12 protein-coding genes and 2 tRNA genes are annotated in these 15,319 nt (G+C 71.5%); 9 read left to right on the top strand and 5 right to left on the bottom strand.

Going from position 1 to position 15,319, the window contains the following annotated elements; all coding sequences use genetic code 11:
• Nucleotide 1 precedes the first annotated feature (1 nt).
• Both J4N02_RS11370 and J4N02_RS11365 read left to right on the top strand, forming a co-directional pair.
• Nucleotides 2–880: an aldo/keto reductase gene (locus J4N02_RS11370; protein ID WP_182817884.1), complete on the top strand. Its 879-nt coding sequence runs from the start codon at nucleotides 2–4 to the stop codon at nucleotides 878–880.
• Nucleotides 881–899: 19 nt separating this feature from the next.
• Nucleotides 900–981, top strand: a tRNA-Leu gene (locus tag J4N02_RS11365).
• A gap of 15 nt (nucleotides 982–996) precedes the next feature.
• Here the strand turns inward: J4N02_RS11365 and J4N02_RS11360 are convergent.
• Together J4N02_RS11360 and J4N02_RS11355 are read right to left on the bottom strand one after the other, a co-directional pair.
• The gene (locus J4N02_RS11360) at nucleotides 997–1,995 is read right to left on the bottom strand and encodes a DNA topoisomerase IB (RefSeq protein ID WP_182817867.1); all 999 of its coding nucleotides are present in this window, start codon (nucleotides 1,993–1,995) and stop codon (nucleotides 997–999) included.
• Nucleotides 1,996–2,062: 67 nt separating this feature from the next.
• A complete protein-coding gene (locus J4N02_RS11355; RefSeq protein WP_188333045.1) occupies nucleotides 2,063–6,334 on the bottom strand; it encodes an FtsK/SpoIIIE domain-containing protein in 4,272 nt (1,423 codons plus the stop codon).
• A gap of 127 nt (nucleotides 6,335–6,461) precedes the next feature.
• Here J4N02_RS11355 and J4N02_RS11350 point away from each other — a divergent pair, with 127 nt between their 5' ends.
• Entirely contained in the window at nucleotides 6,462–7,505 is a 1,044-nt protein-coding gene (locus J4N02_RS11350; protein WP_208090949.1) for a protein kinase domain-containing protein, read from the top strand.
• A 365-nt stretch (nucleotides 7,506–7,870) separates the two neighbouring features.
• Here the strand turns inward: J4N02_RS11350 and bcp are convergent, their stop codons facing one another.
• Nucleotides 7,871–8,347 carry a thioredoxin-dependent thiol peroxidase gene (bcp, locus tag J4N02_RS11345; RefSeq protein WP_188333043.1) on the bottom strand — a complete coding sequence of 159 codons (477 nt, stop codon included), beginning with the start codon at nucleotides 8,345–8,347 and terminating at the stop codon, nucleotides 7,871–7,873.
• 71 nt (nucleotides 8,348–8,418) lie between these two features.
• On the opposite strand from bcp, the gene J4N02_RS11340 reads away from it, so the two are divergent.
• From J4N02_RS11340 to J4N02_RS11315, 6 genes are all read left to right on the top strand, one after another.
• Nucleotides 8,419–8,709, top strand: coding sequence for a DUF3618 domain-containing protein (locus J4N02_RS11340; protein WP_188333042.1), 291 nt, complete (start codon nucleotides 8,419–8,421; stop codon nucleotides 8,707–8,709).
• Between the two features lie 215 nt (nucleotides 8,710–8,924).
• Nucleotides 8,925–10,334 carry an ABC transporter substrate-binding protein gene (locus J4N02_RS11335; RefSeq protein ID WP_188333041.1) on the top strand — a complete coding sequence of 470 codons (1,410 nt, stop codon included), beginning with the start codon at nucleotides 8,925–8,927 and terminating at the stop codon, nucleotides 10,332–10,334.
• Nucleotides 10,335–10,412: 78 nt separating this feature from the next.
• Nucleotides 10,413–11,393: a carbohydrate ABC transporter permease gene (locus J4N02_RS11330; RefSeq protein WP_131167302.1), complete on the top strand. Its 981-nt coding sequence runs from the start codon at nucleotides 10,413–10,415 to the stop codon at nucleotides 11,391–11,393.
• A complete protein-coding gene (locus tag J4N02_RS11325) occupies nucleotides 11,390–12,340 on the top strand; it encodes a carbohydrate ABC transporter permease (RefSeq protein ID WP_182817858.1) in 951 nt (316 codons plus the stop codon). Before J4N02_RS11330 ends, J4N02_RS11325 begins: the two co-directional genes overlap by 4 nt.
• A 203-nt stretch (nucleotides 12,341–12,543) precedes the next feature.
• The gene (locus J4N02_RS11320; RefSeq protein WP_188333040.1) at nucleotides 12,544–13,464 is read left to right on the top strand and encodes a hypothetical protein; all 921 of its coding nucleotides are present in this window, start codon (nucleotides 12,544–12,546) and stop codon (nucleotides 13,462–13,464) included.
• A 233-nt stretch (nucleotides 13,465–13,697) separates the two neighbouring features.
• Nucleotides 13,698–13,773, top strand: a tRNA-Lys gene (locus J4N02_RS11315).
• 60 nt (nucleotides 13,774–13,833) lie between these two features.
• Here J4N02_RS11315 and J4N02_RS11310 read toward each other — a convergent pair.
• Nucleotides 13,834–14,829 carry a hypothetical protein gene (locus J4N02_RS11310; protein WP_188333039.1) on the bottom strand — a complete coding sequence of 332 codons (996 nt, stop codon included), beginning with the start codon at nucleotides 14,827–14,829 and terminating at the stop codon, nucleotides 13,834–13,836.
• The gene (locus J4N02_RS11305; RefSeq protein WP_188333038.1) at nucleotides 14,829–15,284 is read right to left on the bottom strand and encodes a MarR family winged helix-turn-helix transcriptional regulator; all 456 of its coding nucleotides are present in this window, start codon (nucleotides 15,282–15,284) and stop codon (nucleotides 14,829–14,831) included. Before J4N02_RS11305 ends, J4N02_RS11310 begins: the two co-directional genes overlap by 1 nt.
• Nucleotides 15,285–15,319: the final 35 nt, after the last annotated feature.

Genomic DNA, 15,319 nt, shown 5'->3' with positions numbered 1-15,319 from the left:
CATGCAGACGCGTCCCTTCGGCACCACCGGCCTGTCCGTCCCCGTCCTGGGCCTGGGCACCGCCCAGGTCGGCTCGCCCGACGTGCCCGAGGCGAACGCCGCCCGCCTGCTCAACCGGGCCCTCGACGAGGGCCTCACGCTCATCGACACCGCCCACTGCTACGGCATCAGCGAGGAGCGCATCGGCCGCCACCTCGCCGGGCGCCGCGACGAGTACGTGCTCTCCAGCAAGTGCGGCCACCAGCTCGAGGGCTACGACGACTGGACGCCGGCCATCGTCCGCGCCAGCGTCGAGCTCTCCCTGCAGCGGATGCGCACCGACCACATCGACGTCCTGCACCTGCACTCGTGCGACAAGGAGGACCTCCTTGACGGGTCGCTGGCCGACACCATGCAGGAGCTCAAGGACGAGGGCAAGATCGGCGTCGTCGCCTACTCCGGCGACAACGCGGCCCTCGCCCACGCGGTCTCCTCGGGGCGGTTCGCCGCGGTCGAGGCATCCGTCAGCATCGCCGACCAGTGGAACCTCCACCACGTGCTGGGCGAGGCCGCGGCGTCCGGGCTCGGCGTCATCGCCAAGCGCCCGATCGCGAACGGCATCTGGCGCCACGCCGAGCGCCCCACGGGCGTGTACGGCGACGTCTACTGGGACCGCCTGCAGGACCTCGCCTACGCCACCGACCTCGACCTGGCCGAGTTCGCGCTGCGGTTCACGGCGTTCGCGCCGGGGGTCACCACGGCGATCATGGGCACCACCAACCCCGACAACATCACCCGCGCGGTCGCGACCGTCGCGCAGGGCCCGCTCCCCGACGACGCGCTCGCGCACGTCGCCGAGCGGTGGGACGCCGTGGGCCAGGACTGGGACTCCCGCCGGTAGCTCCTAGACTGGCCCGTGCGCCGGGGTGGTGGAATGGGCAGACACGCTGGTTTTAGGTACCAGTACCGAGAGGTGTGAGGGTTCGAGTCCCTTCCCCGGCACGCGCACCCGCTGACTCACCCGAGCAGGTCCAGCACCGCCTTCTCCAGACCCGTCTGCCGCGCCTGCGCGCTGCTGTAGCGCTTGGCCGCCGCGGCCCCGATCGTGGTCCCCGACTCGTAGGCGTCGACCACGCGCGGGTCGATGTAGGACGAGCGCGCCACCGTCGGGGTGTTGCCCAGGTAGCCGGCGACCTCGAGGGTGGCCTGCTTCACCGCGCGCGTCCGGGACGCCTTGGTGTCGCCCTCCTCCTCGCTCAGCGCGAGCACCTCGGCGGCGATGACGGTGGCGTGCCAGGTGCGGAAGTCCTTGGCGGTGAGCGTGCCGCCGAACAGCTCGCCCAGGTAGGCGTTCACGTCGGACGCCCCGAGGTCGGACCAGCCGCGCCCCACCTTGTACGCCAACAGCCGCGCGCTGTCGGAGGTGCGCTTGCGCATCACCTCGAGCGCGGCCACGGCCGGGGCGTCGTCGACCGTGATGGAGTGCGAGATGCCGGACTTGCCGATGAACGAGAACACCAGCGCCTGCCCGCGGCGGCGGACGTGCTGGCGCTCGAGGGTGGTCAGGCCGAAGGAGCCGTTGGCGTCGGTGTAGGCGTCGTTGCCGATGCGGAAGTAGCCGACGTCGAGGAGGCGCACCGCTGTCGCGCAGGCCCGCTCGAGCGGCATGCCGTCGAGGGTGAGGTCGGCCGCGATGCGCCGCCGGGCCTGGGGGAGCATCGCCGCGGCCTCGGTGACGCGGGCGAACTTGCCCTTGTCGCGGCGGACCCGCCAGTCGGGGTGGTAGAGATACTGCCGCCGTCCGGCGTCGTCGGTGCCGGTGGCCTGGAGGTGACCGTTGGGGACGGGACAGATCCACACGTCGGTCCACGCCGGCGGGATCGCCAGCGACTTCACGCGCTCGACGTCTTCGGCCGCCAGCGCGCGGCCCGCCTCGTCGGTGTAGCTGAAGCCCTTCCCGCGGCGTTGCCGTGTCCAGCCGGCCATCCGGGGGCTCACACGTCGAAGGCGCACCATGGCGGAATGCTAGTGCCGGCGCCTCCCACAAGGGGAGACGCCGGCACGATCTGTCCAGGTCGGGGTGTCAGCCGGCGTCGGGACCGGCCGACTGCACCAGCGTCGTGCCGCCCGACTGGCACAGGTATCCCCGCCCGAGGGTCAGGGGCACCATCGACTTACGGGGCAGGGTGACGCCCAGCAGTTCGCCGTCGTAGTCGACGTTGGGCTGCAGCAGCAGGCCAGCGCGGGCCTTGCGGAGGGTCTTGGTCCAGTGGGAGTACAGGCTGCGCAGGTCGTCGGAACGGCCGGCCGCGACGATGTGCAGGTTCGGCAGGCCGGCCCCGAGCAGGCCCGACAGCGAGGCGTCCGTGTCGTCGAACTGTTCCGCGTCGTCGACCAGCAGCACGACCGGGCCGCGGGCCAGGCGCACCGACGCGACGAGCGCGGCCACCTGGTCGGTGCCGACGGCGACCTTGTCCAGGGCCGCCTGGGCCAGCGGTGAGCGGCGCTGGCACAGCCCGTAGACGAGCGGGGCCTTCCCGTCGGGCGTCCGGAGGGCCCGCACCGACGCGGCCAGGCCGAGCAGCGCGGTCGACTTGCCGGAGCGCGCCGGGCCGGCCACCAGGGCGTGCTCGCCCTCGTACAGCTCGAGGAAGGCCGTGCCCAGGTCGGTGCCGCGCAGCCCCACGGGGAGGCGCCACGGCTCGCCCACGGCCTCGCCGGGTTCCAGCTCATCCACGGTGACCCGGTCGGGCAGCGCCCGCACCACGGAGGTCTTCCGGGCCGCGTCGGGCCAGGCCCGGCGGACCAGGCCCACGGCGTCCTCGAGGGAGCACCCGGGGGTGGCGACGTGGGTCTGCAGCTTCGACTCGGCCCCCACCGTGCGGCCGGGAACCTGCGCGGGGGCGTCCTTGGGGCGCAGGCCGGCGGCGCTGTAGTCGTACGGGTCGGCGAGGCGGAACAGCCACTTCTGGGTGGTGACCTCGTCCATCGCCGAGGGGATGGCCTTCACGCGCGTGGTCGTGGCCGCGACCCAGAGGTTGAGCTCGGGGCCCTCGGCGTAGGTGCGGTAGAAGGAGTCGAGCACCATCTGGCCGTCGTAGTCCTGGTACTCGTCGCGCAGGGACGCCAGCCCGTCCAGCAGCAGCACCAGCCGGCGGTGCGGGCCCGGGGTGGCCCGGCGTCGCTCCAGCTCCGCGCGCAGGTGGCTGAACAGGCGCACCTGCCGTTCGCGGGCCCCCGGCCCGGGCCCAACGTAGGACACGGTGTGGGGGAGGTTCTCCAGGGGTGCGAGGTCGCGCGAGCCCATGTCGAGGACGAAGAGGTCGAGGTCGGCGGGCGCCCACGTGCGGGCCATGGTCAGGGCGATCGTCGACAGGGCGGTCGAGGTACCGCTGCCGGGGATGCCGGCCAGCAGCACGTTGCCGCGGGCCAGGTCCCAGCCCGCGTTCACCTGCCGCTGCCGGTCGGGCTCGTCGGACAGGCCGAAGAAGACCTGCTGCCCGCGCAGCCCGCCGGCCACGGGAACCGGCACCTCGCCGCGGGTGGCGGGGAAGCCCGCGAGGTCGACGCGCTCGGCCAGCGCCTCGGGCCAGACGCGGCGCGGCGGGGCGAAGCCGGCGGCCTCGTTGGCCGCCACGACCGCGTCGATGAGCAGGTCCAGGTCGGTCTCGTCGGTGGTGCTCGGCGGGGGCGGCGGCGGTGCCGGCGGGCGGCCGAACACGACCGGGCGCAGCACCAGCGACGCCTCCTGCCCGGCCCGGGCACGGCCCGTGACGAGCGCGGTCTGGACCGGGGTGATGTCGTCCTGCCCCAGCTTCACGTACGCGCGGCCGCGCTGCTCGCGGCTGATCGCCGACGCGTGCGGGACGCCGATGACGTTGGTCGAGTCCTCCCGCGACTGCACGCGCAGGGCGACGCGGAGGTTCGTGTTGGCCAGGATGTCCTCGTTCACCACGCCGGCCGGGCGCTGCGTGGCCAGGATCATGTGGACGCCCAGGGTGCGGCCCACCGCACCCACGGCCACGAGCGACTTCAGCACCTCGGGGTAGTCCTTGGCGAGCATCGCGAACTCGTCGATCACCAGCAGCAGGCGGGGCATCGGCTCGGCCGGGTTGGTGGCCAGATAGGCGTCGAGGTTGTCGACGCCCTCGCCCGCCGCCGCGAACAGCTGCTGGCGGCGGTGCATCTCGGCCTCGAGCGCCCGGATCGCCCGGTCGGCCAGCTGCTCGTCGAGGTTGCTGATCGTGCCGATGGTGTGGGGCAGGCGCTCACAGGTCTTGAAGGCGGCACCGCCCTTGAAGTCGACGAGGATGAACGTCAGCTTCTCGGGGGAGTTGCGGGCGGCCAGCCCGGCGACCAGGGAGCGCAGGAACTCGGACTTGCCCGAGCCGGTGGTGCCACCGACGAGCCCGTGGGGGCCGTCGCGGACGATGTCGAGGCTGAAGGAGCCCCCCTCGCCGATACCGATCGGGGTGGAGACCCCGCGGGCCGACGACCACAGCCGGCCGATGCGCTCGGGGGTCATCTCCTCCAGGCCCAGCAGCGGGGGAAGGGTGACCAGCGACGGCAGGCCCGCGCCGGGCACGACCAGCTCGGGGTCGTCGTACCGGGCCAGGTTCTGTGCACCGCGCTGCGCCGTGGCGGTGTCGATGCCGGCCAGGACGACGTCCTCGACCAGCTCGCGGTCCAAGGGCCGGGCGACCGAGCCCGCGGCGTCCGCCCCCACGGTGATGACGGTCGTGCAGGCCGCGGGCAACTGCTCGACCGAGGACGCCACGACGATGCCGGACACCTGCGTGGGCGCCTTCGGCGCGGACAGCCCCGCGGTCGGCAGCGGGCGGCCGTGGCCGAGCAGGGTGCGGGCGGGGGCCTCGCGGCCCTCGGTGAGGATGTCGGTGTCGAGGACGAGCAGCACCTGGGGTGTCGGGTGGCCGTCGATGCTGTCACGCAGCCCGCGCAGGAGCCCCTCGCTGCGCTCGCGCTGGGCCGAGACCCAGCGGTCGCCGCCGGCGTCCGACAGCATCCGGGTGTGGGGGAGCCATGTGGCCCACGACCACGCCTCCTCTCGCCCGGGGTCGCAGCAGGCGACGACGGTGAGGTCGGCCGGGCCGCAGTGCGTGGCGGCCTGGACGACGAGGCTGCGCGCGACGGCGAGGCAGCCCTCGCGGTCGCCCACGATGCCGACGACGCCGGCGTCGGTCAGGTCCACCTCGACGGGGGCGGCGGGGACTGTGAAGTCCTCTACCACGGCCTTCACGTCGGCGGAGGCACGCTGAAGGGAGGAGGCGTCGACCGGCGGCGTCCACGGGATGTCGCCGGTGCCGGCGTGCAGGGCCAGGAAGCCGTCGGCGGTCGGACGCCGCTCCCAGAGCCGGGTCGTGGGCAGCGCCGCCCGGCGCAGCACGGTCGTCGGATCGGGCACCTCGTCGCGCCGGCGCGCGCGCTCGACGTCGCCGGCCCGGCCCAGCGCCGCCCGGAACTCCTCGATCGCCCCGGCGAAGCGCTCCTCCTCCTCGGCGGTCTCGCGCTTGCGGCGCTGCTTCTGCTCGAACCACGTGCCGACACCCAGAATCGGGCTGAGCGCGGCGATCGCGCCGTAGCGCAGGTCGCCCATCATCGCCACCATCGCCGCGGCGAGCACCAGGGGCGCGAGCACGGTGATGAAGCTGAACCGGGTGGCGGCCGGGATCTCCTTCTTCGTCGGCGGCTCCGTCTGCGGCGGCGCGGGGAGGCGGCCCCGCCGCGGCGGGCGGTTGAACGGTGCGGTGCCGGCCTGGGTGACGTTGTGCAGGGTGCCCGCCCGAGGGGCCACCTGCTCGCCGAGGTCGCGGGTCACGTGGATCGCGTTGCCGCCGGCCACGACCAGCGCGTCACCCTCCACGAGGACGCCGTCGGCCTCGACCGGCGCCCCGTTGACCAGGGTGCCGTTGGTCGAGCCGGTGTCGCGCACCCGGATGCCCTCGCCCTCCCGCTCGAGGCTGAAATGGGACCACGACGCGCTGGGGGAGTCGAGCATGATGTCGGCGTTGGGGGAGCGGCCGACCAACAGCGGCCGGCTCGTGGGCACCCGGGCCACGGTGCCCGCGTGCAGCCCGCCCGACAGCACGGCCGTCCAGTCCCGCGCGGGGTTCTCGTCGGCGATGCGGTGCTGGCCGATCGTGGAGCCCTCGAGCAGGCCGACCTTCTCGAGGGTGTCGCCGGCCACGTGCCGGGCCTGATCGACCCACAGCGCCTTCTCGGGGCGGAGGTCGACGCCCGTGGCCTCGCGGACCAGGTCGGCCAGCGTCGCCGACGGCGAGGTGCGCAGCACCTCGACCTCGTGGCGCACGCCGGCCAGGTCGGTCACGAGTCGCACGGGTTCTCCTCGGGGTAGGCGGCGAGCCCTGGGGTGGGTCCGCCCAGCATGCTAGGTGCCGGGACCGCCATTCTGCCAAGGCACTAGGGTGGTGGACCGACTCGCCACCAGCCGAGAGGAGGACGCCGTGGCTGCCACCCCCGACGACGCGCGGCTGTCCGATCCCCGGCTCGGCAAGGCCTTCCGCCTCGAGGGGCGGATGCTCGGCGGCACCCTCGGTACGGTCTGGCGCGGCGTCGACACCCGCTCCGGGGAGCCCGTGGCCGCCCGCGTGCTCGCCCCGGCCGAGGTCACCGACCGATCTGCCCTGCGCCGCACCCTGCGCGCCGGCTCGCCGCTGCGCGAGCTCCGCGACCCGCACCTCGTCGCGATCCGGGACCTGGTCGAGGAGCGGCACCGCACGGCGGTGGTCACCGACTTCATGGACGCCGGCAGCCTCGCGGAGGTGCTCCGCAGCGAGGGGCCCCTGCCCCCGAAGACGGCGGTCGCGCTGGTCGCGGGCGTGCTCTCGGGGTTGGCGGCGCTCCACGGGGCGGGCCTGGTACACGGCGCGGTGCGCGCCCAGAACGTCCTGCTGCCCTCCTACTGGCGCCGGCTCACGCCCGGTTCGGCCCGGCTCGCCGACCCGGTGCTGCCGGGCCTCGGCGGCCCCGCGGCGGCCACCCCCGCCGACGACGTGCGCGCAGCCGGGGCACTGCTGTACGAGCTGCTGACCGGCAGGGCGCCCGCCGGCGAGGGTCGGCCGGCGACGCTCGACGTGCCCCCGCGGCTGTGGAACGCCCTGGCGGGCATGCTCGCGCCCGAGCCCGCCCTCCGCCCGGGAGCCGCGGCCGCCGCGGAGGCGCTGGCCGGGCTCGTGGACTCCCTGGCGGGCCTGCGCCCGCTCGGCCCGGTGCCCGGCAGCAGGCCGGGGCGACCCGCGGCGTCCCGGGTCGGTGCGGCGCGCTACCTGCCGGCCGCCGACCTGACCGGCCCCGCGCCCCGGCTGGGCGACCCCGTGGAGCACACGATGGTGCGCCCCGACGCCGTCCCCGTGCCGGTCGCCGAGGAGGTGCCCGCCGTCGTCGCGACGCCGTGGTACCGCCGTGCGTGGGTGTGGGCGGCCGTCGTGGGCACGCTGCTGGTCGTGGCCGCCGTCGTGTGGGTCATCCTCGGACGCCCCGGGCTCTGACGCCCGCCCCCCGGCCCCGGACATGGCGAGAGCCCCCTGGAAGTATGAGTTCCAGGGGGCTCTCTGGTTGACCGGGTCGTGGTGACTACTCCGATCGACGACCCCGCGGTACCTGATTCCCGTCCGGCCTGTCACCCGGCTGGTCCGATGGGCCGAAGCCCGTCGAGAGGAATCGCTTCCCTTGGTGTCGCCAGCTGCCCCGAAGGGCTGCGTAGGAACATTCCTACGCGAGTCCCGACAGGAGCACAACCCCTAGTCAGGAACTACTTCGTTGGAATTTGTCACCCACAGGGACATCCACATGTTGCCCACAGTTCACCGGCTGTTCTCCACGGACCCGTCCACAGGACCTTGGACGGAGGGGGTCAGATGCCGAGGTCGCGGCGCAGCTTGTTGACGTGCCCGGTGGCGCGCACGTTGTACTGCGCGACGGAGATGGTGCCGTTGCCCTCGGCGTCCACGTCGACGACGAAGGTGGAGCGGATGACGCCCTCGATCTCCTTGCCGTAGAGCATCTTCGTGCCGTAGGCGCCGTAGGCGTTCATGACCGCGCGGTCCTCGTCGGCCAGCAGGGTGACGTCGAGCGTCTCCTTCTCGCGGAACGCGGCCAGCTTGGCCGGGGTGTCGGGGGAGATGCCGACCACGTCGAAGCCGGCCGAGTCGATGTCGGCGGCGTTGGCGGTGAAGTCGACGGCCTGGGTGGTGCACCCTGGGGTCATCGCCGCGGGGTAGAAGTAGACGATCACGCGGCGTCCGGCGTAGTCGGACAGGGAGACGAGGGTGCCGTCGGCGTCGGGCAGGGAGAAGCTCGGGGCGGCGTCGCCCACCTTCAGTTTGGCCATGGGCGCCAGCGTAGCCAATGGCATAGGGTGGTCCCCGAACCAGTCCGTGGCGTCAGGGGAGAGGACCGAACGTGGCAGAGGGCACCCGTTCCAAGGAGCAGATCCAGGCCGAGATCGCGGCCGCGCGCGCCCGGCTGGCGAGCAACGTCGAGGGCCTGATCACCCAGGCCCACCCCAAGGCCGTCGCCGCCCGCACGGTGCAGGACGCCAAGGCCTTCGCCGCCGGCGAGTTCCAGGCCGCCAAGGCCCAGTTCGTCGCCGTCGACGGCACCCCGCGCACGACGCGCCTGGCCGCCCTCGCCGTTGCCGTCCTCGGCGGAGTCGCCTTCCTCATGGTGGCCCGCTCCATCGCGCGCGGCTGACGGCGGGCCCACGCGGCGCCCCCTTCACTCATCAAATCGGGCCAAAGGTGGCCTGACTGAGGGTTTCATGCGCCCCGCCGGACTTTTTGCCATGGCAGAGTCAAGGCTTGGTAACGATGCCCGGCAACACCTTCACGGCCCCCACCGGACGGGTCTACGGTGGCCTCATCAGTGGCACGTCAGCGTGCCACGCCCCCACACAGGAGTGAGGTTTGATGACCAGCAAGACCAAGCGTGGAATGTTCGTGGCCCTCTCGGCCGGTGCGGTGCTCGCCGTTTCCGCGTGTTCCGGTGGCGCGACCCCGGCACCCGGCGGTTCGACCGCCGGTGGTGGTACGGGTGGCGGCGCCACCGACTGTGCCGCCTACGAGTCCTACGGTGACCTGAGCGGCAAGACGATCACCGTCTACACGTCGATCGCCAGCGACGCCGAGGCCAAGCCCCACATCGACGCCTTCATTCCCTTCGAGGAGTGCACCGGCGCCAAGGTCGAGTACGAGGGCAGCCGCGAGTTCGAGGCCCAGCTCCCCGTCCGCGTCAAGGCCGGCAACGCGCCCGACCTCGCCTACATCCCGCAGCCCGGCCTCCTCCAGACCCTGGTCAAGGAGAACGCCGACAAGGTCGTCCCGGTCGGCGAGGCCGCCACCGCGAACGTCGACAAGTACTACAAGGAGTTCTGGAAGAACGTCGGCATGGTCGACGGCAAGTACTACGGCATCCCGATCGGCGCCAACGCCAAGTCGTTCGTCTGGTACTCCCCGAAGACGTTCGCCGAGAAGGGCTACGAGATCCCCAAGACGTGGGACGAGCTCATGGCACTGACCGACAAGATCACCGCCGACATCCCGGCCGACGACACCACCAGCAAGGCCTGGTGCGCCGGCATCGAGTCCGGAGGCGCGACCGGCTGGCCGGCCACCGACTGGGTCGAGGACATGATGCTGCGCGTCGGCACGCCCGAGCAGTACGACCAGTGGGTCAACCACGAGATCCCGTTCAACGACCCGGTGGTCATCGAGGCGATCGACAAGGCCGGTTCGATCCTGAAGAACGAGCAGTACGTCAACGGTGGCCTGGGTGGCGTGACGACGATCGCGACCACGCCGTTCACCGACGCGGGCTTCCCGATCCTCGACGGCATGTGCTTCATGCACCGCCAGGCGTCCTTCTACCAGGCCAACTGGCAGACCGCCGACCCCGACGCCGACGTGAGCGAGAACGGTGACGTGTGGGCCTTCCCGCTCCCGGGCGAGAGCGCCACGCCTCCGGTGCTCGTGGGTGGCGAGTTCGCGCTCGCGTTCCGCGACGCCCCCGAGGTGGCCGCGCTGCAGGCCTACCTGACCAGCCCCGAGTGGTCCAACGCCAAGGCTGACGCCACGCCCAACGGGGGCTGGCTCTCCGCCAACAGCGAGCTCGACCCCAACAAGCTGGTCAAGCCGATCGACAAGATGAGCTACGAGTTGATCACCGCCGACGACGCCGTCGTCCGCTTCGATGGTTCCGACCTGATGCCCAGCGCCGTCGGCGCCGGTTCCTTCTGGAAGGAGATGACGGACTGGATCGCGCTCGGCAAGAGCACCCAGGACGCCGCCACCGCCATCGAGGCCTCGTGGCCCAAGCAGTGATCTGCTGAGCGACTGACACCTTCAGAAGGGGCCCCGGCTGGCCGGGGCCCCTTCCCCTGAGAAAGGAAAGGAGTACGCATGGACTGGCTGATGCAACCGGACACCACGATCGAGAAGTTCCTCGTCATGCTGTTCGCCATCGCGCTGTTCGCGCTGGTGATGGCCGCCGTGCTGGTGCTGGTCGATCGTCCGAGCCTGCCGCGTTGGGTCGCGGCCGGCGGGTACCTCGGCCCTGCGCTGCTGCTGATCGTCATGGGCCTGCTCATTCCGGCGTTCATGACGATCCGCAACTCGCTGTACAACAACAGCCTGAGCGAGTTCGTCGGGCTCGAGAACTACGTCACCATCTTCACCCAGGACCTGTTCCTCACCGTGTTGCGGAACACCTTCCTGTGGGTGCTGCTGGTGCCGCTGCTGTCGACCGCGCTGGGCCTGGTCTACGCCGTCCTCGTCGACCGCACCCGGTTCGAGAAGTTCGCCAAGACCCTGATCTTCCTGCCCATGGCCATCTCCATGGTGGGCGCGTCGATCATCTGGAAGTTCGTCTACGAGTACAAGGCCAAGGGCGTCCCGCAGACGGGTCTGCTCAACCAGATCCTCGTGTGGATGGGTCTGGAGCCCCAGCAGTTCCTGCTGAACGCCCCGATCAACACCTTCTACCTCATCATCGTCATGGTCTGGATCCAGACCGGTTTCGCGATGACGGTGCTGTCGGCCGCCATCAAGGCGATCCCCGACGAGACGATCGAGGCCGCCAACGTGGACGGCGCCACGGGCATGCGTCTGTTCTGGCAGATCACGGTGCCCAGCGTGCGCTCGGCGATCATCGTCGTGCTGACCACGATCGCCATGGCGACGCTGAAGGCCTTCGACATCGTCCGCACGATGACCGGTGGCCAGTTCGACACCTCGATCGTGGCGAACGAGTTCTACACGCAGACGTTCGGCCGCCAGGCGCAGGGCATCGGTGCGGCGCTGGCCGTGCTGCTGTTCGTGCTGGTCATGCCCCTGATCGTCTACAACGTGCGCCAGATGCGCATCTCGGAGGGGGAGCGATGACCCAGTCGAATCCGCCGGCACCGGCCTCCGTGCCGGCCGCCGCGACCGAGAGCCGTTCGGCCGCCCACGGTCCGACGCGCAAGCTGACCCGCGCCGAGCAGCGCGCGGTCGACGCCAAGAACCGGCTGAGCTCGCCCGCGGCGTCCATCATCGCGATCGTGATCGCGATCGTGTGGACGATCCCCACGGCCGGCCTGCTGGTCACGTCGTTCCGCCCCGCCGCCGACATCCGGCGCACCGGGTGGTGGACGGTCTTCACCAACCCCGAGTTCAGCCTGGCCAACTACGAGGCCGTCCTGACCGGCTCGGGCGACCTGGTGCAGCCGTTCGTCAACACGATCGTCATCACCCTGCCCTCGGTGATCATCCCGATCATCCTGGCCCTGCTGGCGGCCTACGCGTTCGCGTGGATCGACTTCAAGGGGCGCGACTGGCTCTTCGTGGCCGTGTTCGCGCTGCAGATCGTGCCGATCCAGGTGACGCTGATCCCGCTGCTCACTCAGTACGTGCAGTTCGGGCTCGTCGGCACCTACTGGACGGTGTGGCTGTCGCACACCATCTTCGGCCTGCCGCTGGCGATCTTCCTGCTGCACAACTTCATGCGGGAGATCCCGGCGTCCCTGATCGAGGCGGCCCGCGTCGACGGTGCCGGCCACGTGCGCGTGTTCTTCCAGGTGCTCATGCCCCTGCTGGTCCCCGCGATCGCTTCGTTCGGCATCTTCCAGTTCCTGTGGGTCTGGAACGACCTGCTGGTCGGCCTCACGTTCGCCAGCTCGGACTACCGCCCGATCACGGTGATGATCGCCGAGATGGTGGGTAGCCGTGGCCAGGCCTGGCACGTGCTCTCCGCGGGCGCGTTCGTGGCCATGATCGTGCCGCTGATCGTGTTCCTGTCACTGCAGCGCTTCTTCGTGCGCGGCATGCTGGCCGGTGGCGTCAAGGGCTGACCCCTCGTCCAGTGGTGCCCCGGAGCCGTGGCTCCGGGGCACCGCTGTGTTCGGTGGCGGGTTCTGGCCGGTAGTCCGACCAGTTCCTGCCACTGGACGGCTTCAGCCGCCGCCCGTGGCCGTTCCATGGCACGTTGTGGCCGGTAGTCCGACCACTTCGTGCCACGGATCTTCGGGTGATCAGGCGTTCCTAAGGTATCGGCGTGTTCGAGCGAACTGAGGTCCCCGAGACCCTCCTGCGACGCGCATCCCGGCAGGGCGGCGTCCTGAGCCGCGCCCAGGTGCTGGCCGAGATCGGCCGGACGCCGATGCGTCGCCTGTTGGGCACCGGCGCGTGGATCCAGCCAGCCAGGGGAATCATCGTGCCAGCCCCGTCCATCACCGACCAGGGCCGCCTGTGGGCGGGCGTCCTCCTCGGCGGCCCCGGGGCCGCACTCGGCGGGTGGGCCGCCCTGGCCCGCGCCCAGGTGGTGCCCGTGCCACGCCTCGTCACGACGTGGACGCCCCCGGACCGGCGGCCGGCGAACCGGCCCGGCTGGGTGTTCTCCCGCGACATCCGCGGACGCCTCGGGGACGCCCGCGGTTCACTCCCGGCGATTCGTCTGGACGACGCCCTGCTCGACATCGCCGCCGACTGCACCCTCGAGCGCTGGGTGGGGGTTCTGGCCGACACCGTCCGGGAGGGGCTCGTCCGCGTGGTCGACGTCGCCACCCGCAGCCAGGAGCGACCCCGCCTGCCGAATGCGCAGATGGTCCGCGACGTGCTGCGCGACTACGGCGGCATCGAGAGCACGCTCGAGTGGGTCTACCGGCGTGACGTCGAGCGGGCCCACGGGCTACCGGTCGGCCTGCGCCAGGTGTCGACGGTGGGGCCGTGGCGCCACGACGTCCGGTACGAGCGCTGGAGGCTTGCCGTCGAACTAGACGGACGCCACCACCTGCGGCGTGTGCTGCGCGACCTCGAGAAGGACAACGAGCACGTCATCGTGGGGATCGGGACGCTGCGCTACGGCACCGTCGATGTGCGGACGCGTCCCTGCAAGGTGGCCGATCAGGTGGCGAGGGCGTTGCGGGCCCGGGGTTGGGACGGGCACCTGAGTCGCTGTCCCCTCTGCACGCTCTGATCCGTGGCAGAAAGTGGTCGGACTACCGACCACACCGTGACATGGAACGGCCACGGGAGGCGGCTGCGGGCGTCCGGTGGCACGAAGTGGTCGGCCCACCTGCCAGAACCCGCCACGGAGCGCCCGCCCCGCCCACCGTAGAGCGGGGGCCCCAGCCCAGCGGCTTGTTGTCATCGGTTGCGTCACCTCGATTTTGCATGAGGTATCCGCGGGTGTAACGTTCTTCATCGCGCGCACCGCTAGCTCAACTGGCAGAGCAGCTGACTCTTAATCAGCGGGTTCAGGGTTCGAGTCCCTGGCGGTGTACCAACCAGAAGGCCCGGAGAGCTCCTCTCCGGGCCTTCTGCCATGAGGGGGGCGGCGCTGATCTCACCCCAAGGGTGCGTCGTTGAACCACCGGGCCGACACGGTCCCGGCATCCAGGTCGAAGGTTCCGTCGTAGCAGTAGGCGAGGGGCCACGTCCCGAAGAACGACTTCTCGTTGACGAACAGCCGGTACAGCACGTCGCGCTGGTGGGGGAGGACCGCCCGTGTGATCCGCAGCTGCAGCCGCGCCTGGGCGTCGGCGTCCGACACCACGTAGCGACCCTGCACGCCACCGCCGTGGCCCTCTGTCCGAATCGACCAGTCACCCTCGCCGCGAGCACGCAGGTCCAGCGGCGGGTCGAACACGACCTCTGTGGTGCGGACGCGGATCCGCTCCAGAGCGTCCCCGGCGAACAGGTGGGTGACCTCGCCCTCGGTCACGGTGTCGCGATCGGCGTCCGTCATCGCGTGCCGCAGCTCCGTGACGTCGGCCGGGAAGACCTCCAGGATGTCGGTCTCGGGCACGAACTTCACGAAGCTCCGGGGCTGTCCTTGGGCCACCAGCGGAACCGGGATTCCCCCCAACTGGAGCGGGTGACCGTCCACCGTGACCTCCATGCGGCCGCCCAGCCGCACGAAGTCGAAGTCGTGCAGCACGAAGTGCGGGAACATCACCGGTGTCCGGGCGGACGCCCCCACCGGGGCCAGCAGCTGGGTGGGCAGGCTCGGCAGGGGGCTGTTCTCGTGGAAGGCGCCCTCGATTCGCCGCCCGGACGTGTCCGTGACCGCGAACACGATGTGGATGTTCCCGCGTTCGTCCCGCTCGAGGGTGGCCTCGAGGTCGGAGTTCTGGAGCGCGAGGCTCGTCACCGGGGCCACCCGGATCGTCAACGGCACCACGACCGCGCGCGTCCCGGTGGCGGTGCGCTGGTAGGTCGCCGGGTCGAGGTGGTCGTCGGGCAGTGGCCGCACCAGCTCGAGGCCGGCCCAGCCGACCAGCAGCAGGCAGCCGCCGCCCAGCACCGCCACGGAGCGCTTCAGCAGCGTCGAGAGCTTCATCACAGGTCCTCCTTCGGCATCAGGGTCTCGCCGGTGAGCTGGCGTGCCATCGTGTCGAGCACGCGCAGGCAGGCGGCCACGTCGGCGTCCGTGGTGCCGGCGAACAGCCGGTCGAGCACCTGCTCGCCCTGGCCGGCGTGCGCGGCGAAGTAGGCATGCGCGGACGCCGTCAGGGCGATGCGGCGTGCGCGCCGGTCGTCGGGGGAGGGGGTGAGCTCCACGAACCCGGCGGACGCCAGCGCCGCGACCAGCTTGCTGACGTTCTGATGGGTCGTGCCCAGGGCGTCCGCGACCACCGCGGTGGACGCCACCGGCTGTGGCAGGTGCGCGATCACCGTCAGTGCCAGCCACTGCTTCAGGGTCAGGTCGGGCAGCTCGCCGTCGAAGGTGGTCTGCATGCGGTTGGCCAGCAACAGCACCCCGGCGAACACGGACTGACGGTTGGTCGGTCCCATCACCCCTCCTCAATATGTAACTAGTTACATACTAG

Source organism: Propioniciclava sp. MC1595, from assembly GCF_017569205.1.
Classification (GTDB): domain Bacteria; phylum Actinomycetota; class Actinomycetes; order Propionibacteriales; family Propionibacteriaceae; genus Propioniciclava.
This window is presented reverse-complemented; position numbering and strand designations above follow the sequence as displayed.

Coding starts and splice junctions, on each gene's coding strand:
- J4N02_RS11370 (WP_182817884.1), top strand. CDS start 2: ATGCAGACGCGTCCCTTCGGCACCACCGGCCTGTCCGTCCCCGTCCTG.
- J4N02_RS11360 (WP_182817867.1), bottom strand. CDS start 1,995: ATGGTGCGCCTTCGACGTGTGAGCCCCCGGATGGCCGGCTGGACACGG.
- bcp (WP_188333043.1), bottom strand. CDS start 8,347: ATGGCCAAACTGAAGGTGGGCGACGCCGCCCCGAGCTTCTCCCTGCCC.
- J4N02_RS11335 (WP_188333041.1), top strand. CDS start 8,925: ATGACCAGCAAGACCAAGCGTGGAATGTTCGTGGCCCTCTCGGCCGGT.
- J4N02_RS11330 (WP_131167302.1), top strand. CDS start 10,413: ATGGACTGGCTGATGCAACCGGACACCACGATCGAGAAGTTCCTCGTC.
- J4N02_RS11325 (WP_182817858.1), top strand. CDS start 11,390: ATGACCCAGTCGAATCCGCCGGCACCGGCCTCCGTGCCGGCCGCCGCG.
- J4N02_RS11310 (WP_188333039.1), bottom strand. CDS start 14,829: ATGAAGCTCTCGACGCTGCTGAAGCGCTCCGTGGCGGTGCTGGGCGGC.
- J4N02_RS11305 (WP_188333038.1), bottom strand. CDS start 15,284: ATGGGACCGACCAACCGTCAGTCCGTGTTCGCCGGGGTGCTGTTGCTG.